18 protein-coding genes are annotated in these 21,917 nt (G+C 70.7%); 10 read left to right on the forward strand and 8 right to left on the reverse strand.

Annotated features, from left to right (window positions below; genetic code table 11):
- Positions 1 to 155 precede the first annotated feature (155 nt).
- Entirely contained in the window at positions 156 to 953 is a 798-nt protein-coding gene (locus ABOD76_RS03925; protein ID WP_350242246.1) for a histidine phosphatase family protein, read from the reverse strand.
- Positions 954 to 1,085: 132 nt separating this feature from the next.
- Between ABOD76_RS03925 and ABOD76_RS03930 the strand changes: the two genes are divergently transcribed.
- From ABOD76_RS03930 to ABOD76_RS03940, 3 genes are all read left to right on the forward strand, one after another.
- Positions 1,086 to 1,886 (forward strand): CPBP family intramembrane glutamic endopeptidase, encoded by an 801-nt coding sequence (locus ABOD76_RS03930; RefSeq protein ID WP_350242247.1) that lies wholly within the window; start codon positions 1,086 to 1,088, stop codon positions 1,884 to 1,886.
- A gap of 148 nt (positions 1,887 to 2,034) precedes the next feature.
- A complete protein-coding gene (locus ABOD76_RS03935; protein ID WP_350242248.1) occupies positions 2,035 to 2,814 on the forward strand; it encodes a CPBP family glutamic-type intramembrane protease in 780 nt (259 codons plus the stop codon).
- A 60-nt stretch (positions 2,815 to 2,874) separates the two neighbouring features.
- Positions 2,875 to 3,519 carry a response regulator transcription factor gene (locus ABOD76_RS03940; RefSeq protein WP_350242249.1) on the forward strand — a complete coding sequence of 215 codons (645 nt, stop codon included), beginning with the start codon at positions 2,875 to 2,877 and terminating at the stop codon, positions 3,517 to 3,519.
- A gap of 112 nt (positions 3,520 to 3,631) precedes the next feature.
- On the opposite strand, the gene ABOD76_RS03945 is transcribed toward ABOD76_RS03940, so the two are convergent.
- A complete protein-coding gene (locus ABOD76_RS03945; RefSeq protein WP_350242250.1) occupies positions 3,632 to 4,129 on the reverse strand; it encodes a hypothetical protein in 498 nt (165 codons plus the stop codon).
- A 67-nt stretch (positions 4,130 to 4,196) separates the two neighbouring features.
- On the opposite strand from ABOD76_RS03945, the gene ABOD76_RS03950 reads away from it, so the two are divergent.
- Positions 4,197 to 6,359 carry a PAS domain-containing protein gene (locus tag ABOD76_RS03950; protein WP_350242251.1) on the forward strand — a complete coding sequence of 721 codons (2,163 nt, stop codon included), beginning with the start codon at positions 4,197 to 4,199 and terminating at the stop codon, positions 6,357 to 6,359.
- A gap of 678 nt (positions 6,360 to 7,037) precedes the next feature.
- Positions 7,038 to 8,234: a low temperature requirement protein A gene (locus tag ABOD76_RS03955; RefSeq protein ID WP_350242252.1), complete on the forward strand. Its 1,197-nt coding sequence runs from the start codon at positions 7,038 to 7,040 to the stop codon at positions 8,232 to 8,234.
- 262 nt (positions 8,235 to 8,496) lie between these two features.
- Here the strand turns inward: ABOD76_RS03955 and ABOD76_RS03960 are convergent, their stop codons facing one another.
- Both ABOD76_RS03960 and ABOD76_RS03965 read right to left on the reverse strand, forming a co-directional pair.
- On the reverse strand, positions 8,497 to 9,444 hold the full coding sequence (locus ABOD76_RS03960; RefSeq protein WP_350242253.1) for an NADP-dependent oxidoreductase: 948 nt from the start codon (positions 9,442 to 9,444) through the stop codon (positions 8,497 to 8,499).
- An 18-nt stretch (positions 9,445 to 9,462) separates the two neighbouring features.
- The gene (locus ABOD76_RS03965; protein ID WP_350242254.1) at positions 9,463 to 10,086 is read right to left on the reverse strand and encodes an NAD(P)-dependent oxidoreductase; all 624 of its coding nucleotides are present in this window, start codon (positions 10,084 to 10,086) and stop codon (positions 9,463 to 9,465) included.
- 56 nt (positions 10,087 to 10,142) lie between these two features.
- On the opposite strand from ABOD76_RS03965, the gene ABOD76_RS03970 reads away from it, so the two are divergent.
- Positions 10,143 to 10,805 (forward strand): winged helix-turn-helix transcriptional regulator, encoded by a 663-nt coding sequence (locus ABOD76_RS03970; protein ID WP_350242255.1) that lies wholly within the window; start codon positions 10,143 to 10,145, stop codon positions 10,803 to 10,805.
- A 479-nt stretch (positions 10,806 to 11,284) separates the two neighbouring features.
- Here ABOD76_RS03970 and ABOD76_RS03975 read toward each other — a convergent pair whose 3' ends face one another.
- Entirely contained in the window at positions 11,285 to 11,809 is a 525-nt protein-coding gene (locus ABOD76_RS03975; protein ID WP_350242256.1) for an AAA family ATPase, read from the reverse strand.
- Positions 11,810 to 12,800: 991 nt separating this feature from the next.
- Here ABOD76_RS03975 and ABOD76_RS03980 point away from each other — a divergent pair.
- From ABOD76_RS03980 to ABOD76_RS03990, 3 genes are all read left to right on the forward strand, one after another.
- Positions 12,801 to 15,647 carry a sensor domain-containing protein gene (locus ABOD76_RS03980; RefSeq protein ID WP_350242257.1) on the forward strand — a complete coding sequence of 949 codons (2,847 nt, stop codon included), beginning with the start codon at positions 12,801 to 12,803 and terminating at the stop codon, positions 15,645 to 15,647.
- A 277-nt stretch (positions 15,648 to 15,924) separates the two neighbouring features.
- On the forward strand, positions 15,925 to 16,407 hold the full coding sequence (locus ABOD76_RS03985) for a response regulator (protein ID WP_350242258.1): 483 nt from the start codon (positions 15,925 to 15,927) through the stop codon (positions 16,405 to 16,407).
- Positions 16,408 to 16,593: 186 nt separating this feature from the next.
- Positions 16,594 to 18,141, forward strand: a complete 1,548-nt coding sequence (locus tag ABOD76_RS03990; RefSeq protein WP_350242259.1) for a sensor histidine kinase — start codon at positions 16,594 to 16,596, stop codon at positions 18,139 to 18,141.
- A gap of 237 nt (positions 18,142 to 18,378) precedes the next feature.
- On the opposite strand, the gene ABOD76_RS03995 is transcribed toward ABOD76_RS03990, so the two are convergent.
- Genes ABOD76_RS03995 through ABOD76_RS04005 form a run of 3 tightly spaced genes read right to left on the reverse strand, consistent with a single transcriptional unit; the run spans position 18,379 to position 20,752 of the window.
- On the reverse strand, positions 18,379 to 18,687 hold the full coding sequence (locus ABOD76_RS03995) for an EAL domain-containing protein (RefSeq protein ID WP_350242260.1): 309 nt from the start codon (positions 18,685 to 18,687) through the stop codon (positions 18,379 to 18,381).
- A gap of 2 nt (positions 18,688 to 18,689) precedes the next feature.
- On the reverse strand, positions 18,690 to 18,842 hold the full coding sequence (locus ABOD76_RS04000; protein WP_350242261.1) for a hypothetical protein: 153 nt from the start codon (positions 18,840 to 18,842) through the stop codon (positions 18,690 to 18,692).
- A complete protein-coding gene (locus ABOD76_RS04005; RefSeq protein ID WP_350242262.1) occupies positions 18,839 to 20,752 on the reverse strand; it encodes a sensor histidine kinase in 1,914 nt (637 codons plus the stop codon). The genes ABOD76_RS04000 and ABOD76_RS04005 overlap by 4 nt, the downstream gene beginning before the upstream one ends.
- Before the next feature lie 792 nt (positions 20,753 to 21,544).
- Here ABOD76_RS04005 and ABOD76_RS04010 point away from each other — a divergent pair.
- Positions 21,545 to 21,910, forward strand: coding sequence for a hypothetical protein (locus ABOD76_RS04010; protein ID WP_350242263.1), 366 nt, complete (start codon positions 21,545 to 21,547; stop codon positions 21,908 to 21,910).
- Positions 21,911 to 21,917: the final 7 nt, after the last annotated feature.

Below are 21,917 nucleotides of genomic sequence, written 5' to 3' on the forward strand. Positions count from 1 at the left end.
AACCACGCTGGCCCGCACGTCCGGCTGCGCTACCCATGGCCGGACGCGGCCGAGACCCGGCCGCCTGCTCGAACCGACGCCGTCCTGACCAGCGGCGATGCGGCGCGCCTGAGGCGGCGGGCTGACCTCACCCCCTCCACCACGGCTCGGGACCGTCACCTCAGGTGCAGCTGATCGTTGACACCCAGAATGCCCCACCTGTGATGGACGTCGTACTGGAGGGTGGTGAAGCCGGTGTCGCCGAAGGCGAACCAGGCGCCCCCGCTGCCGGGGGGGCACGCCGCACTCACGATGTTCCGCATCACCGCGTTTAGGATCCCGCCATGGGCCACAACCAGGACGTGCGCACCGGGAAGCGTCAGCAGCTGTTCCAGTGCCGCCCCGGCACGGCGGTGCATGGCGGCGCGTGATTCGCTCCCCGGCCCGAAGGGAGGCGTGTGGGGTGGACTGACATCTGCGTGCGGAAAACGGCGGTGGACTTCCTCGAGCGGCAGTCCCGCCACCGGGCTGTTGTCGTGTTCCAGCCAGGCGTCGTCCGGGTGGGGCTCCACGTTGAGTGCGGCACCCAACAGCCGGGCCGTTTCGTGCGCGCGTTGGAGGGGCGAGCAGATCAGGTGGTCAATCATCCGCCGCTCCGCCACCCACCGGGCCGCGAGGCGGGCCACCTGGCCGCGGCCCTTGTCCGTCAGGGGTGAATCGTAGCGGCCCTCATGGACGCGTTCGTCATCCGCGGCGGACCAGCCGTGCCGCAACAGGGTGATGGACTTGATCGGTTCGGTCATGTTCAGTGGTGTCCTTGTCTGGAGGTGGATGGTGCAGGTCTTGGGGTCCGCAGGCCCGGAGCGACATGCGCTGGACGAACGCCACACTGCAGCCGCGGCATCCGGGCATGCTCGCCCTGCGATGGCGAGCGTGCCGCACAGCGTAGCGGCGGCATCCACGTGCGCCGTCATCCGCTGAGGGCACGCGCGGCGTCATCCGAACGGATGACGTGGCGCCAGACGCGTCCCTCTACCTTGACCGCACCGCCCGGCTGGAAGCGTGATGGTGCACATCAGGGGCGAAGGCCCACCAGGAGCTCACCTATGACCACACCGATGTCCGTACCCATGTCCACGTTGCCTGCTCAGCCTCTGCGGTTTGCCGTGCTGGTGATGCTTGGGCTGGAGGCCGTCCTGCTGCTGTGCCTGGGCGCCGCCCGGCTGTTCCTGCCTGAGGTTTCACTGCTGGACCTGGACGCGCCGATCCTGCTGATCAACGCGGTGGTGGCGGGCGTGCTGCTGACCCGGCTCGGCTGGTGGCGTGCCGCGGGGTTCACCCGCGTCGGGCGGCCCGGCGACTTGTGGCTGCTGGCCCTGCCGGTGGCGCTGCTGGTGGGACCGGCGGTGCTGGTTGGCGTGGATCTTCCGCCGCTCGGCCGCGCATTGACGCTGACGCTGATCACGCTCCTGATCGCGTTTCAGGAGGAAGCCATCTTTCGTGGGGTGCTGCTGCACGCGCTGACGCCGTTGGGGACGCGGAAGGCGGTGCTCGGGTCGGCCGCGCTGTTCGGGGCCATCCACATCAACTCCCTGCTGGTCGGACGTGATCCGGCCTTCGTGGCGGTGCAGGTCGTCGCGTCGCTGCTGGGCGGCGTGGGGTTCGCCGCGCTGCGCCTGCGGCTCGGCTCCATCTGGCCGCTGATCCTGCTGCACGCTCTGAATGATTTTGTTCAGTTCAGCGCGGCGGGTGGCCTCGCTGTGGAGCACGCGTCCGTGATGCTGCTGGTCGCGAAGCTGAGCATTTCGCTGCTGATTGCCGTGTACGGCCTGCGGCTGCTGCGTGCCGGCACCAGGCCCGGGGGCGCGGGGGCCGCCCCCCGTCCGCTCCGCCACCCGGGCACCTGAGCGTCACCCAGGGAGGCGCTTCGGGTGGTGCGCCTTCCCAGCCCGTCGGCACGACTCCTGATTGTGTTCCACCCGGCGCCTGCGGCGCTCCGTCTGCACCGCGTGGCCGTCCACCTGCCGCGTCTCGTCCCTTGAGGAGGTTCTGCTCATGACCACACTTCGTTCCTCGTCCCGCCCGGCCGTCGCCCAGGCATTCCGGACGCTGTATCCGCTGGGCCTGCTGGGCATTGCAGCGCTGCTCCCCAGCCTGCCTTCGATGCTGCGGCCACTGATCGCCCTGAAGCCCGAGGGGGCCCCGCCGCTGTGGGTGCTGGTCACGTTGTCGAGCGTGCAGGCGAGCGTGATGCTGGCGGCGGCGGTGCTGGCAGGCGGGTACGCCGCTCCGCGGCTGGGGCTGCACAGCCGGCTGCTGCAGCGTGACGGCCGCGGCCTTCGCCGGGACCTGCCGGTGGCGCTGCCCACCGGGCTGCTGGCCGGCGCGCTGGTCGTGGGTCTGGACCTGCTGTTCAAGCCGTATCTGGGTGAAGCGTGGCTGGCGGCGGCGGCGCAGCAGCCACGCACGTTGGCCATCACCGTGTCCGGCCTACTGTACGGCGGGCTGACCGAGGAACTGCTGCTGCGCTGGGGGGTCATGAGCGTGCTGGCCCTGGCGCTGTGGAAAGCGGCGGCCCGCCGTCACCCGCAGGCGCCCGCCTGGGTGAGTGTCATGGCGCTGCTGCTCGCGGCGCTGGCGTTCGGTGCGGCGCACCTGGCCGCCGTGACCCTCTACGCCCCGCTGAGCGCGGTGCTGGTGGCGCGCACCGTGCTGCTGAACGCCCTGGTGGGCGTGGCGTGCGGCTGGCTGTTCTTCCGGCGCTCGCTGGAAGCGGGCATGCTGGCGCACGCGGCGTCGCACGTCAGCCTGACGCTGCTCGCGCTGCTCGCGTGAGCGGCACGGGTGGGCGCAGGCCCACCCACTTTCATAAAGGAGCGGTTAACATGGGAGGGTATGTTGCCCTCCCTGCCTGTCCGGGTGCTGGTGGTCGACGACCATGCGGTGGTCCGGCAGGGGATCCGCATGTTCCTCGCCACCGCCGAACACATTGAAATCGTCGGTGAGGCCAGCAATGGCCAGGAAGCGCTCGCGCTGAGTGCCCAGGTCGCACCGCACGTGGTCCTGATGGACCTCAACATGCCGGTGATGGATGGCGTCACCGCCATTCGCGAAGTGCGCGCGCAGCACGCGGAGATTGAGATCATCGCTCTCACCAGCGTGCTGGAGGACCGCAAGGTCGTGGACGCCGTGCAGGCCGGCGCCACCGGGTACCTGCTGAAAGACACCGACGCGGACGCGCTGGAAGCGGCCATTCATGCTGCGGCGCGCGGCGAGGTGACCCTGCACCCGGAAGCGGCGAAACGGCTGGCCCGCGAGCTGCGCACGCCGGACATGCGCGAGCACCTCACGCCGCGCGAAACGGAGATTCTGAAACTCGTCGCGCATGGCCGCACCAACAAGGAGATCGCTCGAACCCTGACCATCGAGGAACCCACCGTGAAGACGCACGTCGCGCGGATACTCGCGAAGCTGAACCTCGCGTCCCGCACGCAGGCGGCCATTTTCGCGTACCGGGAGGGCTTGATCGGCGTTGAGTGACGCTGCACCGGCCCGGTCACCACGGCTGTCCCCGCCGCTGCCCGTCCGGGTGATGCTGGCGGTCGCGCTGCTGCTGCTGCTGCTGGGCACCGCCGTCACCGGCGCCGTCACGTCAGGGTTCCGGGAAACGCGGCGTCACGCGGCCACCCTGGCCAGCCAGGGGGTCGAAGCGCAGATTGAGCGGCGGCTCACGGACCTGGCGGCGCGCGAGGCGGCGCTGAGTGAAGCGCGCCTGCTCAAAGCGGCCGCCAGCACCCGCATCGCGGCGCAGGCGTGGCCGGGGCTGCTCGCGGCGGGGGCGGACCCCCGCCCGGTCACGCTGGCCGTCAGCCGGACCGGCGCCCTCTATGACCCGGCGCCCACCCGGCGCAGTGACCTGTGGATCAACCGCAACCGTCCGATCGACCGGGACGTGCGCCGCGACATCGAGGATTCGCGGTTGCTCGACGCGCTGCTGCCCCCGCTGCTGGCCGAGAGTCCCGATACCGCGGCGCTGTATTTCCTGAGCCGGCGGAATGTCGTGCGGTACGTCCCGCCGATCGGCCTGCACCGGCTGGTGGCCGCCTCGCTGGATTTCACGGCCCAGCCGGTCTTCACGGGCGCGCAGCACCCGGGTGCCGCGGGGCGCACGGTGTGGTCGCCCCCGTACCTGGATGACGTCGGGGCATGGACTGCTGGTGAGTGCCAGCACGCCCGTCGTCGTGCAGGGCCGCTTTCGCGGCATCATCGCCGCGGACGTCTCGCTCACCCGCCTCGCTCAGGCGCTCGCCTCCCTGAAACCCACGCCGGGCGGATTCGCCGTGCTGCTCGACCGGTCCGGCCGGGTCCTCGCCGCGCCGGACCGGGCCTGGACCGTCCTGCTCGGCCAGCGGCCGCCCCGCGACCCGAAGCGGCAGCTGGCCGTGTCGCTGCTGCACGCCCCGGGATCGGCCCTGCGTTCCCTGCGTGCCCGGCTGGGGGGCCGAACGCCGGGGGTCCAGCCGCTGACCGCACGGGGCGCCGCGTACCTGCTGGCGCAGGCCCCGATGCCCGCCACCGGGTGGACGCTGCTGCTGCTCGCGCCCCGCGACGAAGTCACGGCCCAGTACGGCAGCGTGGCGCAGGCCATCACCCGGGACGCCGACCGCACGCTCCGCTGGACGGTGGCCCTGCTGCTCGGGTGCTTTCTGATGGGTCTCGTGACGGCGGGGCGTCTGGCCCAGACCGGCATCATCCGTCCGGTCGCCCGACTGACCCGCGCGGCCCGGGACGTCGCCGGCGGCCGGCTCGACGTGCGCCTCCCCGACGGCGCCCGCGATGAGTTCGGTCTGCTCGCCCGGACCTTCAACGTCATGCTCGGCAGCCTGCAGGCGCACGCGCACACGCTGAAACGCAGTGAGGAACGGTATGAGCTCGCGGTGCGCGGCTCCAACGACGGCCTGTGGGACTGGCACATGGACAGCGGCGAGGTGTATTACTCGGGGCGCTGGATGGGCATGCTCGGTGACCCGGCCGAGCCGCGCAGCGGCACCGTCGACACCTGGACGGACCGGCTGCATCCCGACGACCGCGAACGCATTCTGCGGCGGCTCGCGCACCTGCAGGCGAACCGCGACGATCTGCTTGAATTCGAGTGTCGCCTGCGCCACCAGGACGGTCAGTACCGTTGGATTCTGTCGCGCGCCGCCGTCCAGCGGAACGCTTCTGGGCGTCCCGTGCGGCTCGCCGGCTCCCACACCGACATCACCGACCGCGTCGAGGCCCTGCGGGTGCTGGAGGACCGCGTGGCCGCGCGAACGCGCGACCTGGAGGCGCTGCTGTCCGTCACGCGGAACCTGACGTACGCCGAGCAGCTCAAGGACAACCTCGATCGCCTGGCGCACAGCGTGGTCTCGGCCACCGGCGCCAGCGCCGTCACGGTCCTGCTGAACGACGCCACCGGCAGCACCGCAGAGGGACACGCCTTGAGCGTGGGCGCGGCGGACTGCCCCGGACCGCGGCGCGGCCCGCCGATGCCGCCCGCGCCGAACCCGCTTCGCCCGCGCGACCCGCCCTCCACCTTGACCGGCGGGCCTGAGGTCATCACCCTGCCGCTGGTGTACGGCGAGCGGCACCTCGGCCTGCTCCGCGCGTCCTACGCGGATCCGGCGCGGGTGGACGACAACGAGCGGCGCCTGCTGGGCGGCCTGGCCACCCAGGCGGCGGTGGTGGTGGAAAACGCGCGGCTGTTCGCGGCCGCGCAGAATCACGCGGCGCTCGAGGAACGGCAGAAGCTCGCACGCGACCTGCATGACAGCGTCAGTCAGGCGCTCTACGGCATTGCCCTGGGGGGCCGGACAGCGCTGCGGCACCTCGAGCGTGCGCCGGACCAGGCGCCGGACGCGGTGCGGTACATGCTGAGCCTGGCCGAGGCGGGCCTCGCAGAAATGCGCGCCCTGATCTTCGAGCTGCGCCCCGAGTCTCTGGAGCAGGAGGGCCTCAGCATGGCCCTGACGAAGCTCGCCTCCGCGCTGCACGCCCGCCACGCGCTCGAGGTGTCGCTCGACGTGTGCGGCGAGCCGGGCGTGCCACTCGACAGCAAAGTGGCGCTGCTGCGCATCGCGCAGGAGGCGACGCACAACACCGTGAAGCACGCGCGCGCGCGCACCGTCCAGCTGACACTGACGTGCGGGCCGGACACGGTCGTGCTCGACATCCAGGACGATGGCGCAGGATTCGACGTGAACGACACTGGGCACGGTGGCCTCGGTCAGACGTCCATGCGCGAACGTGCCCGTGGGATCGGCGGCACCTGCACCGTCACGAGTGAAGCTGGCCGAGGCACCCGGGTCCGCGTCGAAGCGCCCGTGCACTGCCCCTGACGGGCGGTCGCGTTCACCTTCACGGTCACCGGGTGGTGGCGGCGCTCGAGGCGGTGAAGTTTCCCTGGAGGGCGGTTCAGCAATGACGCCGTTCAAAGGCAGGGCTCGCGTCGTGGGGTGATGCCCGCGACGACGTCCGGCCCGGCCCTCACCGATGCGGAATGGGGGCGACGCTCCACGCCGTCTGGTCACCTCGGTCGACACGGGAAACCCGTCCCGGATGGCTTTGGCGACGTATCATCGACGCGATCCTGTCGGTCCAGTGCGGTGCTATCACCAGGCACGCGCTTCCCGAAGCGAGACCACCGTGGCCCACCGGCCCTTCCCATGTCCGTCACGGACTGCTCAGCAACGTCTGGAAGCGGGTCAAGAGCGCTGTTCGGAACCAGGACCGCGGACGAAGCGGACGGGCGTCCGATGCGCACGCCGCGCAGCAGGCGCGGGCGCGGCTCAGCGGGAAGACCGGTGCTGGACCTGAACGCGCCTGGTCAGGGTGGGCGGCTGCGTCCCGGCGCGATGGCAGCGCGGTCCGGTGATGTGCGCTCGATACTCCGTCGGCAGGAGGGGCGCGGCCGGGGGCTGCCGGCGCGCCGGGACCTGCCGGTTCACAGGACCGCGGGCGCCCACCCGTCTGACGGGGGGCGCACGGCCCTGGTCGTGAAGCGGCAGGATGGACGCATGCGCAACACCTTCAGGCGGTGGTGGAAGAAGCCGGCCGTGCACGCGCCCGGCACCGCGTCCCAGCGCGTCACCTGGCTCGAGTTGTTCTACGACCTGGTGTTCGTGGTGGTCATTGCCCGCCTCGCGCATCACCTGAACGCCCACCCGGACGCCGAGGGCCTGCGGGCGTTCCTGCTGCTGTTCGTGCCGGTGTGGTGGGTGTGGGTCAGCGGCACGTACTACAACGAGCGCTTCGAAACGTACGACCTGAGCTTCCGGGTGTTCGTGTTCCTGCAGATGCTGGCGGTGGCCGCCATGGCGGCCACCGCCGAGGGCGGCGTGGACCGCACCGCCAGCGGCTTCGCGCTGGCGTACGCCGCGGCCCGCTTGATCCTCACCGGCATGTGGTTCCGCGCCGGCTGGCACAACCCCCCGGTGCGGCCGGTCACCACCCTGTACGTGCTGGCCTTCACCTTCAGCGTCGCCCTGTGGGTGACCTCCGCCGTCCTGCCGCCCTCCCCGCTCAGCACCGCGCTGCGGGTGGTGGGCCTGCTGGCGGAGCTCGGCGTGCCGCTGCTGACCCTGCCGGCCCAGCGGCGGGTGTTCCTGGGCCGCGCCCGCAAGCTGCCGGAGCGCTTCGGGCTGTTCGTGCTGATCGTGCTGGGCGAGAGCCTGGTGGGCGTGGTGGACGGCCTGACGGACGCGGAGCACGTCACCTTCAGCACCCTGCTGCGCTTCCTGCTGGGCTTCATGGTGGGCTTCGGGCTGTGGTGGGTGTACTTCGACAACATCGGGCGGCGCGAACCGCGCTCGGAGGGCGGGTCGCTGACGCTGGCGGTGTGGGTGTACCTGCACCTGCCGTTCGTGACGGGCGTCGCGGCGATCGGCGCGATGCTCGCGCACAGCGTCGAGGTGGCGTCGGGCGTGCCGGAAGGGGCGGTGCGCTGGATCCTGTGCGGGGCGTTCGCGGTGTGTTACCTGTGCATGGCGGGACTGGAAGGCACCCTGGAGCCGGAGGACCCGCCACTGATCCCGTCTGGGCGGCTGGTGCTGCTCCGCGTGGGGACGGGGGCCGCGGCGCTGCTGGTGCCGCTGCTGCCCCTGCCGCTGTCAGGGGTGGTGGCCGCGCTGGTGGCACTGCACCTGGTGCACATGGGGGTGGGCGTGCGGGCGTGGTTCGGCAGCAGCAATGCCGGCCGCACCGACGTCCACTGACCGGCCCGCGACGCGGTCAGGTGAACCGAGCCCAGCGTGAACAGGGGCACGGCACCCGCGCACCTCCTCCTGGCATTCCCCGCATCCTGCGAATTCACTCGGTCCTCTGGCCCTGCTCCCGCGGCGGGCCCGGCAGGCCATGCACGCTGAGCGTCTCCAGGTTCAGGACCCGCCGTGATGCACCACGCGTGTGGCGCGCTCGGCAAGCGGACACCAGGCGTGCGGCCGTTGAGGTGAAGGGCAGGTGTGAGCCCAGTGGTGGTCACACGGACGTCACAATGACCTTGCCGCGCACCTCCGGACCTTCGGCGTACCGGTGCGCGTCCTGAATCTGCGTCAGGGGGTAGCTGCGGTCCACCGGCACCCGGAGCTGCCCCGTGCCGATCAGGTGCGCGAGCAGACTCAGGTCCTGGCCCCGCTCCCGGGTCTGCACCCCATAGAAGCGGGGGTGTCCGCCCGGGTGGGCGAGGGAACGCACTTCCGGCCACTGGGTGGGAATGGGCCGGACGCTGACCAGCACGCCGCGGGCGGTGAGGAGCGGGCGGGCGGCCGAGAGGGTCAGGCGCGGTGCGGCGTCGAGAATCACGTCCCACGCGGGGAAGGACGGTCCGTTCAGCTCGTCCGGCGTGCAGGTGTCGTCCGCGCCCAGGTCCCGGACGTACGGCTGCTTCTCCGGCCGCGCGACCCCGGTCACGTGGGCGCCGTACAGGCGAGCCAGCTGCACTGCGAATGACCCGATGCCGCCGGCGGCCCCGATCACCAGCACGCGGGCGCGCGGCTGGGTGTGGAGCGCCGCGCCGCGCCGCAGGCCCTGCAGCGCGGTGAGGCCCGACAGCGGCACGGCCGCGGCGTGCAGCAGGGACAGGCGCTCTGGTGCGCGGGCGACGCGCGACTGGCGCACCGCGACGTACTCGGCGGCGCCGCCGCCGCCGTGCCCGAGCAGGGCCATCACCGGGTCGCCCACGTGAAAGGCCGTCACCTGAGGGCCGCAGCGCACCACAACGCCCGCGACGTCGAAGCCCGGGGTGAAGGGGAGCCGCACGGCCAGGCGGAAGGGGCCCTGCCCGGCGCGCAGGCCGAGGTCCGTGCCGTTGATGCTGGACGCGTGCACGTGAATCAGCACCTCGTCGCGGGTGGCAGTGGGCCAGTCGGTTTCCTCGACGCGGAGCACCGACGGATCCCCGAAGGTGTGGAAGGTGGCGGAGCGCATGGGTAGTCCTCCTGAGCGTCAGTTGCTGATGGCGGGGGCCTGGCGGACGGGCGTGCCGGGGGCGAGCTGCGCCAGCATGAAGTGCGCCACGCTGGCCCGGGTCACGACCGGCCGGATGGTGCCGACCCTTCCGGAACGCACCGGCTTCACAGGCCCGTCGGTCAGGCGCGGGGCGCGGACGATGGTCCAGTCGAGCGTGCTGGCGCGGATGATGTCGGCGTGCCGGATGGCGTCATCCAGCACGCGTGGCTGCGTGAGCCGCAGCAGCGTCCGGATGAGGCGGTCGGGGACCGTCGGGGTGTCGCCCGGGTGCGGCACGCCCGCACCGGTCAGGGTGATCAGGCGGCGGACGCCGTGCTCGGCGAGTACCCGGGTGAGGTGCTGGGCGGCGAGCGTCATGGTGTCGTCGGGTGAGTGTGGCACCGGACCCAGCGCGCTCAGCACGGCCTCGCAGCCCTGCATGAGCTGCTGCAGGTCGCCCGCGTCGCGGGCGTCACCGGTGATGGCATGCAGGTGCGGGTGGGTGCGGTGCAGTCGGGTGGGATCGCGGGCGAGGACCCGCAGCGTGTGGCCCTGGTCGAGGGCGATGTCGATGAGGAGCCGTCCAGTTCGTCCTGTGCCGCCGAGCAGGGCCAGGTGCATAAGCGCCGCCTTTCTGAGGTGTACACTCCACTGTCCGGCGTGGAGCGGACTCGAGTATGCCAGAAAGTGAAGCGCATCAACAAATGGAGTGCCCGGGCGGTGAGGCGACCACCCCCGAGGCCGCCCTGCAGCTGTTCCAGGCGCGTTACGCGCTCCCCGTCGTGCGGGCGCTGCTCGACGGGCCCCTGCGCTTCACGGCGCTGCAGCAGCGCACCGCGGCGGCCAGCGCCACCACCCTCCACGCCCGGCTCCGGGACCTGCAGGACGCCGGCGTCATCCTGCACCACGAGGAGCGGTACGCCCTGACCGCCACCGGACACGAACTCCGCGGCGTGTTCGCCGCGCTCGTCCGCTTTCACGAGCAGCATCCGCAGCACGACCCTGCCCTGCTCCTGACGGCCTTGCAGCGCCGGTACGCGATGCGCATCATGCGCGAGCTGATGGCCGGTGCGCTCGGCTTCAACGCCTTGCAGCGCCGGGTGGACGCGGCGAGCCCCACCACGCTCCGGCGTCGCCTCGTGGACCTGGAACAGATGGGCCTGATTGACCGGACGGCGCACTCCTTGATGCCGCCCCGCACCACCTACGCCCACTCGGACGTCGGGCGGGACTTCAGTCCGGTGGTCGGACAGCTCGTGGTGTGGAGCCCATTGCTCGCCGCACCTCCAGCGGCGCCGCACGGCGAGGACCACGCACCTCTGCTGGAGCACGCCACCTGAACCGGGCCTGGGCACGACCTCCCCTCCCGGCGGTGACCCGGACCCACCCCCTCGTGTGACCGTATCAGGCGAGGTCAGGGGCAGCAATGCGGGTGGCCCGCCGCACCACGGGCCCTCCGGGCGGCACGTCCCCGTTCACGTCCCGAGGCGGTGACGTTGTTCCCTGTGCCAGCCGACCCGAGCCAACTCACCACCCTCAGGAACACCGTGACCAGAGCAGCCCGCCACGACCGGCACCCGCACCGTGCTGGAGCGGACCGGCACCGGAGCACGGACGGCCAGGCGCGCGGTGAACGGCGCCGGCGAGGAGGACACCTGGACAGGGCCGGGTTTGACGCGCGGGCGCTGGACTGCCTCAGCGAGCCGTTGGCTCCTTGGATCGTCGTCCAGCAGCGCACCGGCGCGTCCCGTCTGAACGGTGGAGCGCCTGGGGCCACAATTGCACCCCCTCCCCGAACCTGGCCTGACCCCGCTGGCCGTCAGCGCTCGCCGAAGTGGGCCTGGATGGCCTCCACGCTCTCCTCCACGGTCAGGACGGAGGTGTCCAGCCAGAACCCCAGGCGGGGGGTGGCCTCACGCAAGGCTCGGTCGAGGTCTTGAGGCGTCCACGCGCCGTAGCCGCGCTTGCCGCGCCCGGCTTCGCGGGCCATCACCACCTCCGGTGTAGGGCAGAGCACGACCAGCCGCAGCGGGTGGCCGGCATAGAGGGCGATCACGTCGGAGAGCACGGAACCGAGGATGACGTCCTGCACCACCACATCGAACCCGGCATCGGCATACGTCCGCGCCACCTGCGCGGCGAGCTGGTAGCGCAGCCGAAGTTGTGCTTCGGCGTCGGGCGGCGCGTCGGGCGTCATGTCGGCGCGGCCCGAGACGATCATGCGGCGGAACAGGTCGCCACGCACGTGCACGCCACGGGGGGACCGCTGCGCCAGGGCCTGCGCGACGCTGGACTTGCCGCTCGCCATGATGCCCGTGATGAGGGTGATGGGGATCGTGCCCATGCCCAACAGTAGCCTGGGAGGGGCCCCGATCGTCCAGGCAGTCCACCTCGTCCTCCGTTCCCGGCCGGTTGAGGTGCCCCTCCCCCCATCCCGACGCGCGGTTCAGCATGGGCCGGCAGGCGACCGGTCGCAGAGGCAGCGCACCCCTGCGTGCAGCCGGCACTGGACTCGTGTCGCGCTCAGGGCTCGTCCTGGCGCTCCTGTGCGGAAGGGGGGTACGTTCTGCGCCGGGGATCCGGAGCGCGTGGCGCTGTCGTTGGTCTGGTGGACCGTGCAGGCCGATCGTTCCCATTCTGGCGAGGCCCGTGGGGTCGCCTTGGTCCTCCATCCCCCGAGACAGGCGCACCTGACCTGCTTTCCTCTCCGCTGGTTCGGCGTCGGCGGAGGCGCCACCCGAAGGCATCCCAACGCGCTCAGGGGACGACCACGTGGAGGCTCCAGTGGAACATCGCGCCGTCGATGCTGATCCTCCCCAGCTGCGGGAGCGCCTGGCGTGGTCACGCCGCCACCGATGCGTTGGTTCCTGCTCGATGCAACGACCTCCAGCCCAGCAGTGTGTTCTTGGATACTTTACTTAGGATTCGGTGATCACGAGTGATGGTTCTGTCACTCCAGTTTCTGTAGCATTTTTGCGTCGGAACACCGCTTCTTCCTCGCCGTTCACGTCGTGCCGTCTCCTCCCTTCCGCTCAGGAATTGACCATTGACCTCAACCAAATGAAGCGCTTTCTGAACGAGCCCCGTTCAGATGGCTGGCGTTGCTGCATCACTTCTGTCGCGCTCACCCTCACCCCCTTCCGACGCCTGGCCGAGATGCAGGAGCATCGGCTGTCCGTATCCTTGTCCCTGCCGGCCGTCACGAGCGTGGCGACCGACCGAGGTGAGTCGCGTGGCGCGCTGGGCCTCCGGGCGCCGGTCCCACCCTCCTCCCCACTTCCTCTCCCCCTCGATTCAGGGTCGTGTCCGGCCTGCTGCCCTCCCGCGGAGTTGTGATGATGCCATTGTCGTTCGACGCGCCCCCTGCCGAGCTCTTTGCCCCGACGGTCCGGGCGTACTGCGCCGCCCTCCCGAACCATCACGTGGTGCTGGTGCTGCGTGACCGACAGGGCACCCGGACCTCCACCTGGGAGGCGGGCCGTCGCCTGTCGGGTGTGCCGTCCGCCACGGTCCCCTTCGGGCGGGAGCACGTGTCCGGCACGGTGACGCTGAGCGCTCAACCGGCGGACGGCACGCCGCTGGCCGTCGTGGCTCAGGGCCTGGCCGAACTGCTGGAGCGGGAACTCGGCTGGTACGCTCACCAGGCAGAGCTGATGGCGTCGCACCAGCAGTTGTCGGCGATGCTGCAGGCGGCCCCGCTGGCCGTGTACTCGGTCACGCTCGGCGGCCTGATCCGGCATTGGAACAAGGCGGCCGAACGTACCCTGGGGTACCCGCAGGCGGACGTGCTGGGGCGCGAGGTGCCGGACCCGCAGCTCGGCGCGGCCCTGTTGTCGCTGCGGCGGCACCTGGACGCCGGCCAGCCGGCGCCGGTGCAGCATGTCGAGCAGGTGGGGAAGGACGGTCAGGCGCGGCTCCTGGAGTTGAGTGCCGCGCCGTACCGACAGGGCGATGAAGTGCTGGGGCTGGTCGGGGTGGCCCGCGAAGTCACGGCGGATGAACAGCGGCTGCGTCACGCCGAGCAGCAGCGGTCGCTGCTCGAATCGGTGCTGGCGTTCGCGAACGACTCGGTGCTGATCACCGAAGCGGAACCCATTGATGGGACCGGGCCGCGGATCCTCTACGCCAACGAAGCGTTCACCCGCACCACCGGGTACACCCTGGAGGAGATTCTCGGCCGGACGCCCAGGCTCCTGCAGGGTCCACGGTCCGACCGCAAGGCGCTGGACCGCATCCGGGCGGCCCTCAAGGCCTGGCAGCCGGTCGAGGTGGAAGTGATCAACTACCGCAAGGACGGCACGCCCTTCTGGGTGGAGCTGAGCATCGCCCCGGTCGCGGATGAGCACGGCTGGTACACCCACTGGATTTCCATTCAGCGTGACGTCACCGAACGCAAAACGTCCGAGGTCCATCAGGAGCGCGAGCGCAACGCGGTGCTGGAACTCGCCGCGCGCAACGTGCCGCTCGCCGAGGTGCTCGTCCGGCTGATCGCCAGCCTCGAGCGCGCCTTCCCCGGGCATGAGGTGGCGATCATCCTGGCCGAGGCCCCGCAGCCGCTGCTGTATCCCGGAACGCGGCAGCACCACGCTCCGGCCTGGGCGCAGCCCGCCGCGCTGCAGGCCCTGCTGCGCTCCGGCAGCGCCTCGCCGGTGGCGCTCGGGTCCGCCGACACCCCGCAGTGGTGGGGTGTGACCGGCACCATTCAGGGCAGCCAGGAGCGCCAGCGCGGCGTGATCGCCCTGCTGTCCACCACCGGCGTCCGCCTCGGAGCGGAAGATCAGGCGCGGGTGGAGGCCGCCGCGCAGCTCGCGGGGCTGGTGATTGACCGCTACGACGCGCAGCGGAGCCTGGAACGCCAGGCGCTGCATGACTCGCTGACCGGCCTGCCCAACCGCCTGCATTTCGGTCAGGAGCTTGAACGCCGCATCGAGCAGGCCCGGCAGGGGCACACCCAGGTGGCGGTGGGGCTGATGGACCTCGACCGCTTCAAGCTGATCAACGACACCCTCGGGCACAGTGCCGGCGACCTGCTGCTCCAGCAGGTCGCCGCCCGGGTCCATCAGACGCTGCGGCCCGGCGACGGTCTGGCCCGGATGGGTGGCGACGAGTTCCTGCTGGCCTTCACCGGCCTCACCCATCCCGGGCAGCTGGAGCACCTGGCCGACCGCCTGATCAGCTCGCTGGAACAGCCGTTTCACGTGAACGAGCACGAGGTGTTCGTCCGGCCCAGCGTGGGGTTCAGCGTCTTCCCGGACGCGGGCCTGACGTCGGAGACGCTGCTCCAGCAGGCGGACGCGGCGATGTACCGGGCGAAACGTCGTGGGGGCGGCGTCTCGGTGTACACCCCGGATCCCAGCCGCGGGCCGTCGGTCGTCACGTTGGAGAGCGCCCTCAACCGGGCCCTGGAACGCGAGGAGTTCATCCTGCATTACCAGCCGCAGTTCGATGTGCCGTCCGGCCGGCTGCGCGGCATGGAGGCCCTCCTCCGGTGGCAGCATCCGGAGCTGGGGCTGGTCCCGCCGAGCGACTTCATTCCGCTGGCGGAGGTGACGGGCCTGATCGTCCCGATCGGTCGCTGGGTGATCGGCGAAGCTGCCCGGCAGGCCGTGGCGTGGTCGCGGCGGAGTCCGGGCCTGACGATGGCCGTGAACCTCTCGGCACGGCAGTTCGAGCAGCCGGACCTGATCGGCGACCTCCGCAACATCCTGCAGGCGTCCGGCCTGCCGGCCGCGCAGCTGGAACTCGAACTCACCGAGACGATGCTGATGCAGGCGGTGGAGGCGACCGGCACGCTCGAGCGGCTGAAGGACCTGGGGGTCCGGCTGGCGGTGGACGACTTCGGCACCGGCTATTCCAACCTGGCGTACCTGAAGCACTTCCCGATCGACACCCTGAAGATCGACCAGTCGTTCATTCAGAGCCTGGCGGGCGCGGGGCCGAACGATCCCCGGGACGAGGCGTTGATCAGCGCGGTCATCCAACTCGGGCACGCGCTGAACCTGAAGGTGCTGGCCGAGGGCGTGGAGCAGCCCGCCCAGCTGGCGTTTCTCGAAGCTCAGCAGTGCGATCAGGTTCAGGGCTACCTGCTGGGCCGACCGGCGCCCGCCGGGTCCATCTCGGCGTGGCTGGCCGCTGAACCGAGCCGGCTGGCCGACGGTGGCCGCGGCACACCCCACCCGTGACCGCCTGAGTGCACGTGAGCGAGGGGCGAAGGCGCACGACTGGCGCGACAAGGACTGTGTGGACGTGCCGCTCGTGGCGGGGAGGGGAAGCCTGAAGCCAGCCCAGGCTGCCTGCGAGACGCTCACCGCCCTGAGGAATCCACCATCCCAGCACCACCCTGTAGGACGGGGCACGTGCTGAAGTGCTGCAACAGCAGGCGTGAATCCGCAACGGCTCAGCGCGGGACACTGCGAGAATTCACCTGGTCTTTATGTGATGTGTGTTGCAGAGTTGAGTATGCCGAAGGCGCATCACCTGAACATTCTGGTCGTCGATGACAACCCAGCGGACGGGTATCTCCTCTCCAGCGTCTTCGACACGTTCGAGCCACGCCCCACCTGCACCGTGCTCACCTGTGGCGCGGCGGCGTTGACGGTGCTGCGCCAGCGGCACACCGAAGGGCGGGCACTCCCGGACCTGATGCTGCTGGATGTCAACCTGCCCCGACAGTCGGGCGTGGAGCTCCTCAAGCGCATCAAGGAGGATGTGAACCTGCGGCGACTGCCGGTCATCATGATGAGCACGGCGGACGACCCGGAGGAAATTCGCGCGTGCTACGCCAGCGGCGCCAACGCGTTTATCGTGAAACCCGTCGAGTACTCGCAGGTGGAGCGGCTGTACACGCGACTGCTGGCCTTCTGGAGCCAGGCGTATGTCCGGCTCCCGGAGCGCCCGGTGCACCTGGGGCCAGCCCCCCTCGAATCGCCGCACTGGCCGTGACCGCGCAACAGACAACCGCGCTCCAACCCCACGTTCCCTGGTGGTCGGGTGTGGGCCGTGGTGCCCTCAACGCAGGGGGCGGATGGCGGCGACCTGGCCGGCCGACATGCGGTGGTGACGGGCCAAGGACGTCAAGGGCACTCCGGTGTTCGTCGGCCGGCCAGGCCCTACACTGAGATCCGCCGCATGCGTTCTCCCCTCCACACACGATCCGCCACGCCTCCACGGCTGCCGGACCCCCAGCGCCGCAGGGCGGCGTACCTGCTGACGTTGGGGCTGTCCGTGCTGGCGCTGCTGGTGCGGTTCGCGCTCAACCCGCTGTTGGACGGCAGCTCCCCGTTCCTGTTCTCCCTGCTGGCCGTGACCGCCGCCGCGTTCCTGGCGGGCTTCCGTGCGGGCGTGTGTGCGGTGCTGATCAGTGCCGTCGGCGTGAACTTCCTGGTGACGCAACCGGCGTTCCAGTTCAACATCCACCTGCCTCCCCATGAGGTGAGAAGCTTGTTGGTGTTCGTGCTGGTCGGCGTCGCGGTCAGCTGGCTCGGCTCGCACCGACTGTCGGCCTTGAGGCGCGCGGAGCACGCGCGGCTGGCGTTGGCGGAGCGTGAAGCGCAGTTTCGCGCGCTGTCGGACAACCTGCCGGGCACCATGCTGTATCAGGCGGAGCGTCAGCCGGGAGGCCAGACCCGCTTCGTGTACGTCAGCGCCAATGTTGAGCGGCTCAACGGGGTCACTGCCGAGCAGGTGTATGCGGATTCCACGCTGCTGTTCCAGCGGATTCTCCCGGACCACCTCTCGTCGGTCCTCGCGGCCGAGGAGCACGCGGTCCGCACCAAAACGGCGTTCGCGGTGGAGGTCCCGTTCCGGCAGCCGAACGGTGAGGTCCGCTGGATGCACCTGAGCTCCCAGGCGCGCGTTCTGCCGGATGGACGGGAGGTGTGGGATGGCGTGCAGCACGACGTGACGGACCGGCATGCCGCTCAGGAGGAACTGCGGAACGTCAACGTGCAGCTGGAGCTGCGGGTGCAGGAGCGCACCCGGCAACTCGAGCGCTCGAACCAACAGCTCGCGCAGTTCACCCACATCGCTTCCCATGACCTGAAAGCGCCGGTCCGGACGGTGATCAGTTCCCTGCAGCTGCTTGAGCGCCGCAGCGGCGCGCTGTTGGACGAGCGGGCCCGGACGTACCTGCGCATGACGCTTCAGGCGGCGGACCGCATGCATCAGTTGGTTGACGATCTCCTGACGTACGGGATGGTGGGCCAGGAACGGTCTCGGGTACGGGTGGAGGCGCAGCAGGTGCTGGAGGACGTCCTGCACGACCTGAGCAGCAGCCTGCAGGCGCAGGGCGCGTCGGTGCATGCGGCCCCGCTGCCGGCGGTGATGGCAAACGCCACGCAGCTGCGTCAGGTGTTCTCCAACCTCGTGGGAAACGCGTTGAAGTTTACGGTTCCGGGACAGCCTCCGGACCTCGCCATTCAAGCCACGCAGGAGGGCGCAGCCGTGCATTTCACCGTCTCGGACAACGGCATTGGCATCGCCCCGGAGGACCACGAACGGGTGTTCGAGGTGCTGCAGCGCCTGCACACGCGTGAGCGCTACGAAGGGACCGGCATGGGCCTGGCGATCGTGCGGAAGATCGTCGAGGAGCACCACGGTCGCCTCTGGGTGCAGAGCGAGCTCGGGCAGGGCAGCACGTTTCACTTCACGTTGCCTGCCGCCGCGCCCACCGAATGACGCGAGCAACCAGGTGACGGTGCCGAGGGTCAGACGCGCCCAAGGCACGTGAGCCGCACGCCTCCCGCCGTCGCTCGGCAGGCCTGCGTCAAAGGCCGTGGCCAGCGGGGCCGCGGGGACATCGTCACTGGTTCGCTGGCCGCTGACTCGACGGCCATGCTGGTCTCAGGGAACGGGTGCGCACCGTGTGGAAGCAGACCCCACCAGCGTCGGCAGCGCTGCCGTCTGGAGCGCGGGTCAGCGGAGCCGGCGGCTCACCGCGTCCGGGTCCTCCGGGCGGGCGAACAGGAGCCCCTGCGCTTCCTCGCACCCGAGCGCGAGCAGCGCCGCCCGCTGCGCTTCGGTCTCCACTCCCTCGGCCACCACCTGCATCCCCACCTGGCGGGCCAGCGTCACGATCGCCCGGATGATCTCCGCCTCGGTGCCGCCGGGATGGACCAGGTCGCGCACGAAGGACCGGTCGACCTTCACCACCTGCGCCGGCAGCGCCCGCAGGTAACTGAGGCTGCTGTACCCGGTGCCGAAGTCGTCGACCGCGATGCGCACGCTCAGGCGCGCAGCGCCTCGAGCCGCGCGGCGGTGCCGTGGACGTCCTGCATGGCGCTCCCTTCGGTCACTTCCAGCTCCAGCAGCGGGGGTTGATCTTCCCGAACGTGCCGGTGGGCGCCGCCCGCCGGCCGAGGGGCGGGCGGGGGTGTCACCCCAGGGCGGCCGCAGGTGCCCGCCCGTCCGGCGCGGCGGGCAGCGTGAACGTAAAGGTGCTGCCGTGCCCTGGGCGGCTGTCGACCGTGATGCGCCCGCCGTACGCCTCGGCGATCCGCTTGCAGGCGGCCAGGCCGATGCCGGTGCCGGCCACCTCGTCCTGGCGGTGCAGCCGCTGGAACACCGTGAAGATGCGCTCGTGGAACTGAGGGTCGATGCCCTGGCCGTTGTCCGTCACGTCAATCCGGACCTCGCTTCCCTCCCGTCGCCCGCTGACGTGCACGGACCCTGGCACCTCAGCGCGGCGGTACCGGACGGCGTTGAGGATCAGATTGAACAGCAGCTGCCGCACCGGCAGATGATCGGCGAGCACCACCGGCAGCGGGTCGCTCGTGACCTGCACGGCGGCCGCACTGATCTCCTCCTGCAGGTCGGCGAGCACTTCAGCGAGCACCTGGTTCGGGTCGATGTCACGCTGCTGTGGCGGCGTCTGCGCCAGGCGGGCGTACTGCAGCAGGTCGTCGATGAGGGTCTTCATCCGCCCACTGGCGTTCACGATGTGCTGCAGCATCACCCGCGAGCGGTCATCGAGCGCCACGCCCGCGCGGCGGTCCAGCAGCTGCGCGAAGCTCATGATGCTGCGCAGCGGCGTCTGCAGGTCATGCGAGGCGATGGCCGCGAACTGCTCGAGTTCCGTGTTGGCGCGCGCGAGCGCGGCGCGGGCGCGCTCCAGCTCGGTCACGTCGACCGTCACGCCCACCACGCTCCGAACGGCGCCGCGCGCGTCGTGCAGCGGGTTCAGGCGCATCAGGAACACCTCCGCGCCGTCCGTCACCCGGCCTTCGGCCCGCTCGCCGCGCAGCGCCGCCCGGAACAACGGCAGCGCCTCCGGGGACGCGGCGTACACGTCGAAGGCGCTGCGGCCCAGCAGCTCGCCTCGTTGCCCGCCTTGGCCGCGTCCTTCGCAGAAGGTGAAGGTCCCCGCGGCGTCAAGCGAGAACAGCAGCACCGGCGCGTGACGCGTGACCAGTTCGAGCCGCTCCTGCCCGTCGCGCAGCGCGGCCTCCCGGGCCTGCAGCACCTGCCCGGTGACGGTGAAGTCCTGCGCGAGATCGTCGAGCTCCCGGATGTCGCTCGCGGGGAGCCGCTGTGGCAGGTGGCCACGGGCGAGCTGCGCCGACGCGACCGACAGCTGCCGCAGGGTGACGGTCACGCGCGACGCGGCCCGCACGGCGGACGTGACCGCCAGGGCGATGGCGAGCAACAGGCCGGCGACCGTGACGAGCAGCGCCTGCTGCGCGCTGACGCTGCTCATGACGTCCAGGCGCTGTTGCACCTGCAGTTCGTCCGCCTGGAAGCGCGCGATGATCCGGCGGGCGTCGTCGATGAGTGCCTTGCCGCGGCCGGTCCGGACCATTTGCGCGGCGCGGGCCGGGTCGAGGCGCTCGACCTGCACTTCCCGCCCGCCGCCCTGGCGTTCCCACTCACTGATCCGCGCTTCGAGGGTGTTCAGCTGCGGCAGCGGCATCGTCCGGCCGGCAGGGTCCTGGCTGCTGAGCGCCTGCCGCAGCGCCGCCAGATCCTGCGGCAGGCGGACCTTCGCCTGGTGGTACGGTTCAAGGTAGCTCTGCTGGTGCGTGATCAGGTAGCCGCGCTGACCGGTTTCCAGGTCGATGACGTCGTTGAGGATGGTCTGGAGGAGCGTGAGGTTCACCTGGGCGTCGCGGGCGAGGGCGGCGGTGTGCACGGTGGTGCGCACCGACCACGCGACGGTGAGCGTCACGGCCAGCGCGAGCAGCAGGGGGAGCAGCAGGGGCCGCAGGAACGCCGAGCGCACCGTCACCGGGCGGCGGGAGCCGGGATCAGCGGCGAGCGGCGGAAGCAGTCGGCGGCGCATGGGCACGGTCATCGTGCCACAGGCGGGGCCGACGAAGCGTACGATGTGCGGTCCTGGGGGCTGGAGTGAGCGCCGCAGGGGGAGTACGGTTCCGTGCCTCCTGAGGAGGTGCTGGGCACGCTCCCCTGAACCGGAGGTTGACCCACCCTCCGAACGATGAGCGTCGCAGGTCACCCGCAGCGGAGACCCACATTCACGGCTGAAAACGCCGCCGGGCGGCAAGCGTGCCCTGCTGGCCCGCGCGGCGACACGACGTGCCACGGTGATCGCTCCCGCGCGGCCGGTCGGAGGGCCGTCAACTTTCGTCCCGTTCCCGTTTGCGCCGTGGTCCGTCCGGACGCCCGCGTCCCCAGACCGGTCCTTCCACCGCAGCCACACTTGCTTGATCGGGTGCGGCAAGGACCGACCACATCGAGCTGCAGGATGCCGTGGCCGTACCGGTAGTCGGCACGCTCGTGGACGTGCACGTGACTGACCAGGGCCCCTCGCGCTTTCTGGTCGATACTGGCGCGAACGTGGTGAGTGTGCACGCCCGGGTGGCCCGCGTCCTGCGACTGCCGGTGCTCCAGCAGCTCTATTCACGAAGCGTGCTGGAGAGCAACACCCTGCGGCGGGAGCAGGTACGCTTGCGAAAAAAGTGTCGTGGGGGAGCCAGCGCTCGGTGGGGATGGCGTCCTTGGGTTCACTGTGTTTCGGGAGAGGCTGCTGACGCTCGACCTGCACGGCCAGCGGCGACCCTGGCAAGCTGGAGCGCTGCCGGCAGCCGACCAACTGAACGTCCTGCCGTCTCCCCTGCATGACCGCATGCCTGACGTGAAGTTGGAACTCGGAGAGCGGACACGCTGGTTCAATCTGGACACCGGAGCGGCGCCTGGACTGATCCTGCCCGTGCACCCGGAGGCTGACCCGCCCCTCCAAGAGGCTGTTGAGGTGGGGCCATCCCTGTACCACCAGGCAGCGGGCGAGATTCGCACCCGGCGGGGTCGTCTGCGGCAGGACGTCCCGTCGGGGCGGTCCGTCATCCCTGAGCCGGACGTCCTCTTCAGCCCCGTGCTGACGAACGAGGGAATGATCGGGAGCGACATGCTGCGGGCGTTCGTCCTGACCTTCGATGGCGTGAGACATCGCCTGCAGCAGCACCCGCGAACCGGCACGTCAGCGGTGCGTTGAAGTCATG

This window comes from Deinococcus sonorensis KR-87 (assembly GCF_040256395.1).
In the GTDB taxonomy this organism is placed as follows: domain Bacteria; phylum Deinococcota; class Deinococci; order Deinococcales; family Deinococcaceae; genus Deinococcus; species Deinococcus sonorensis.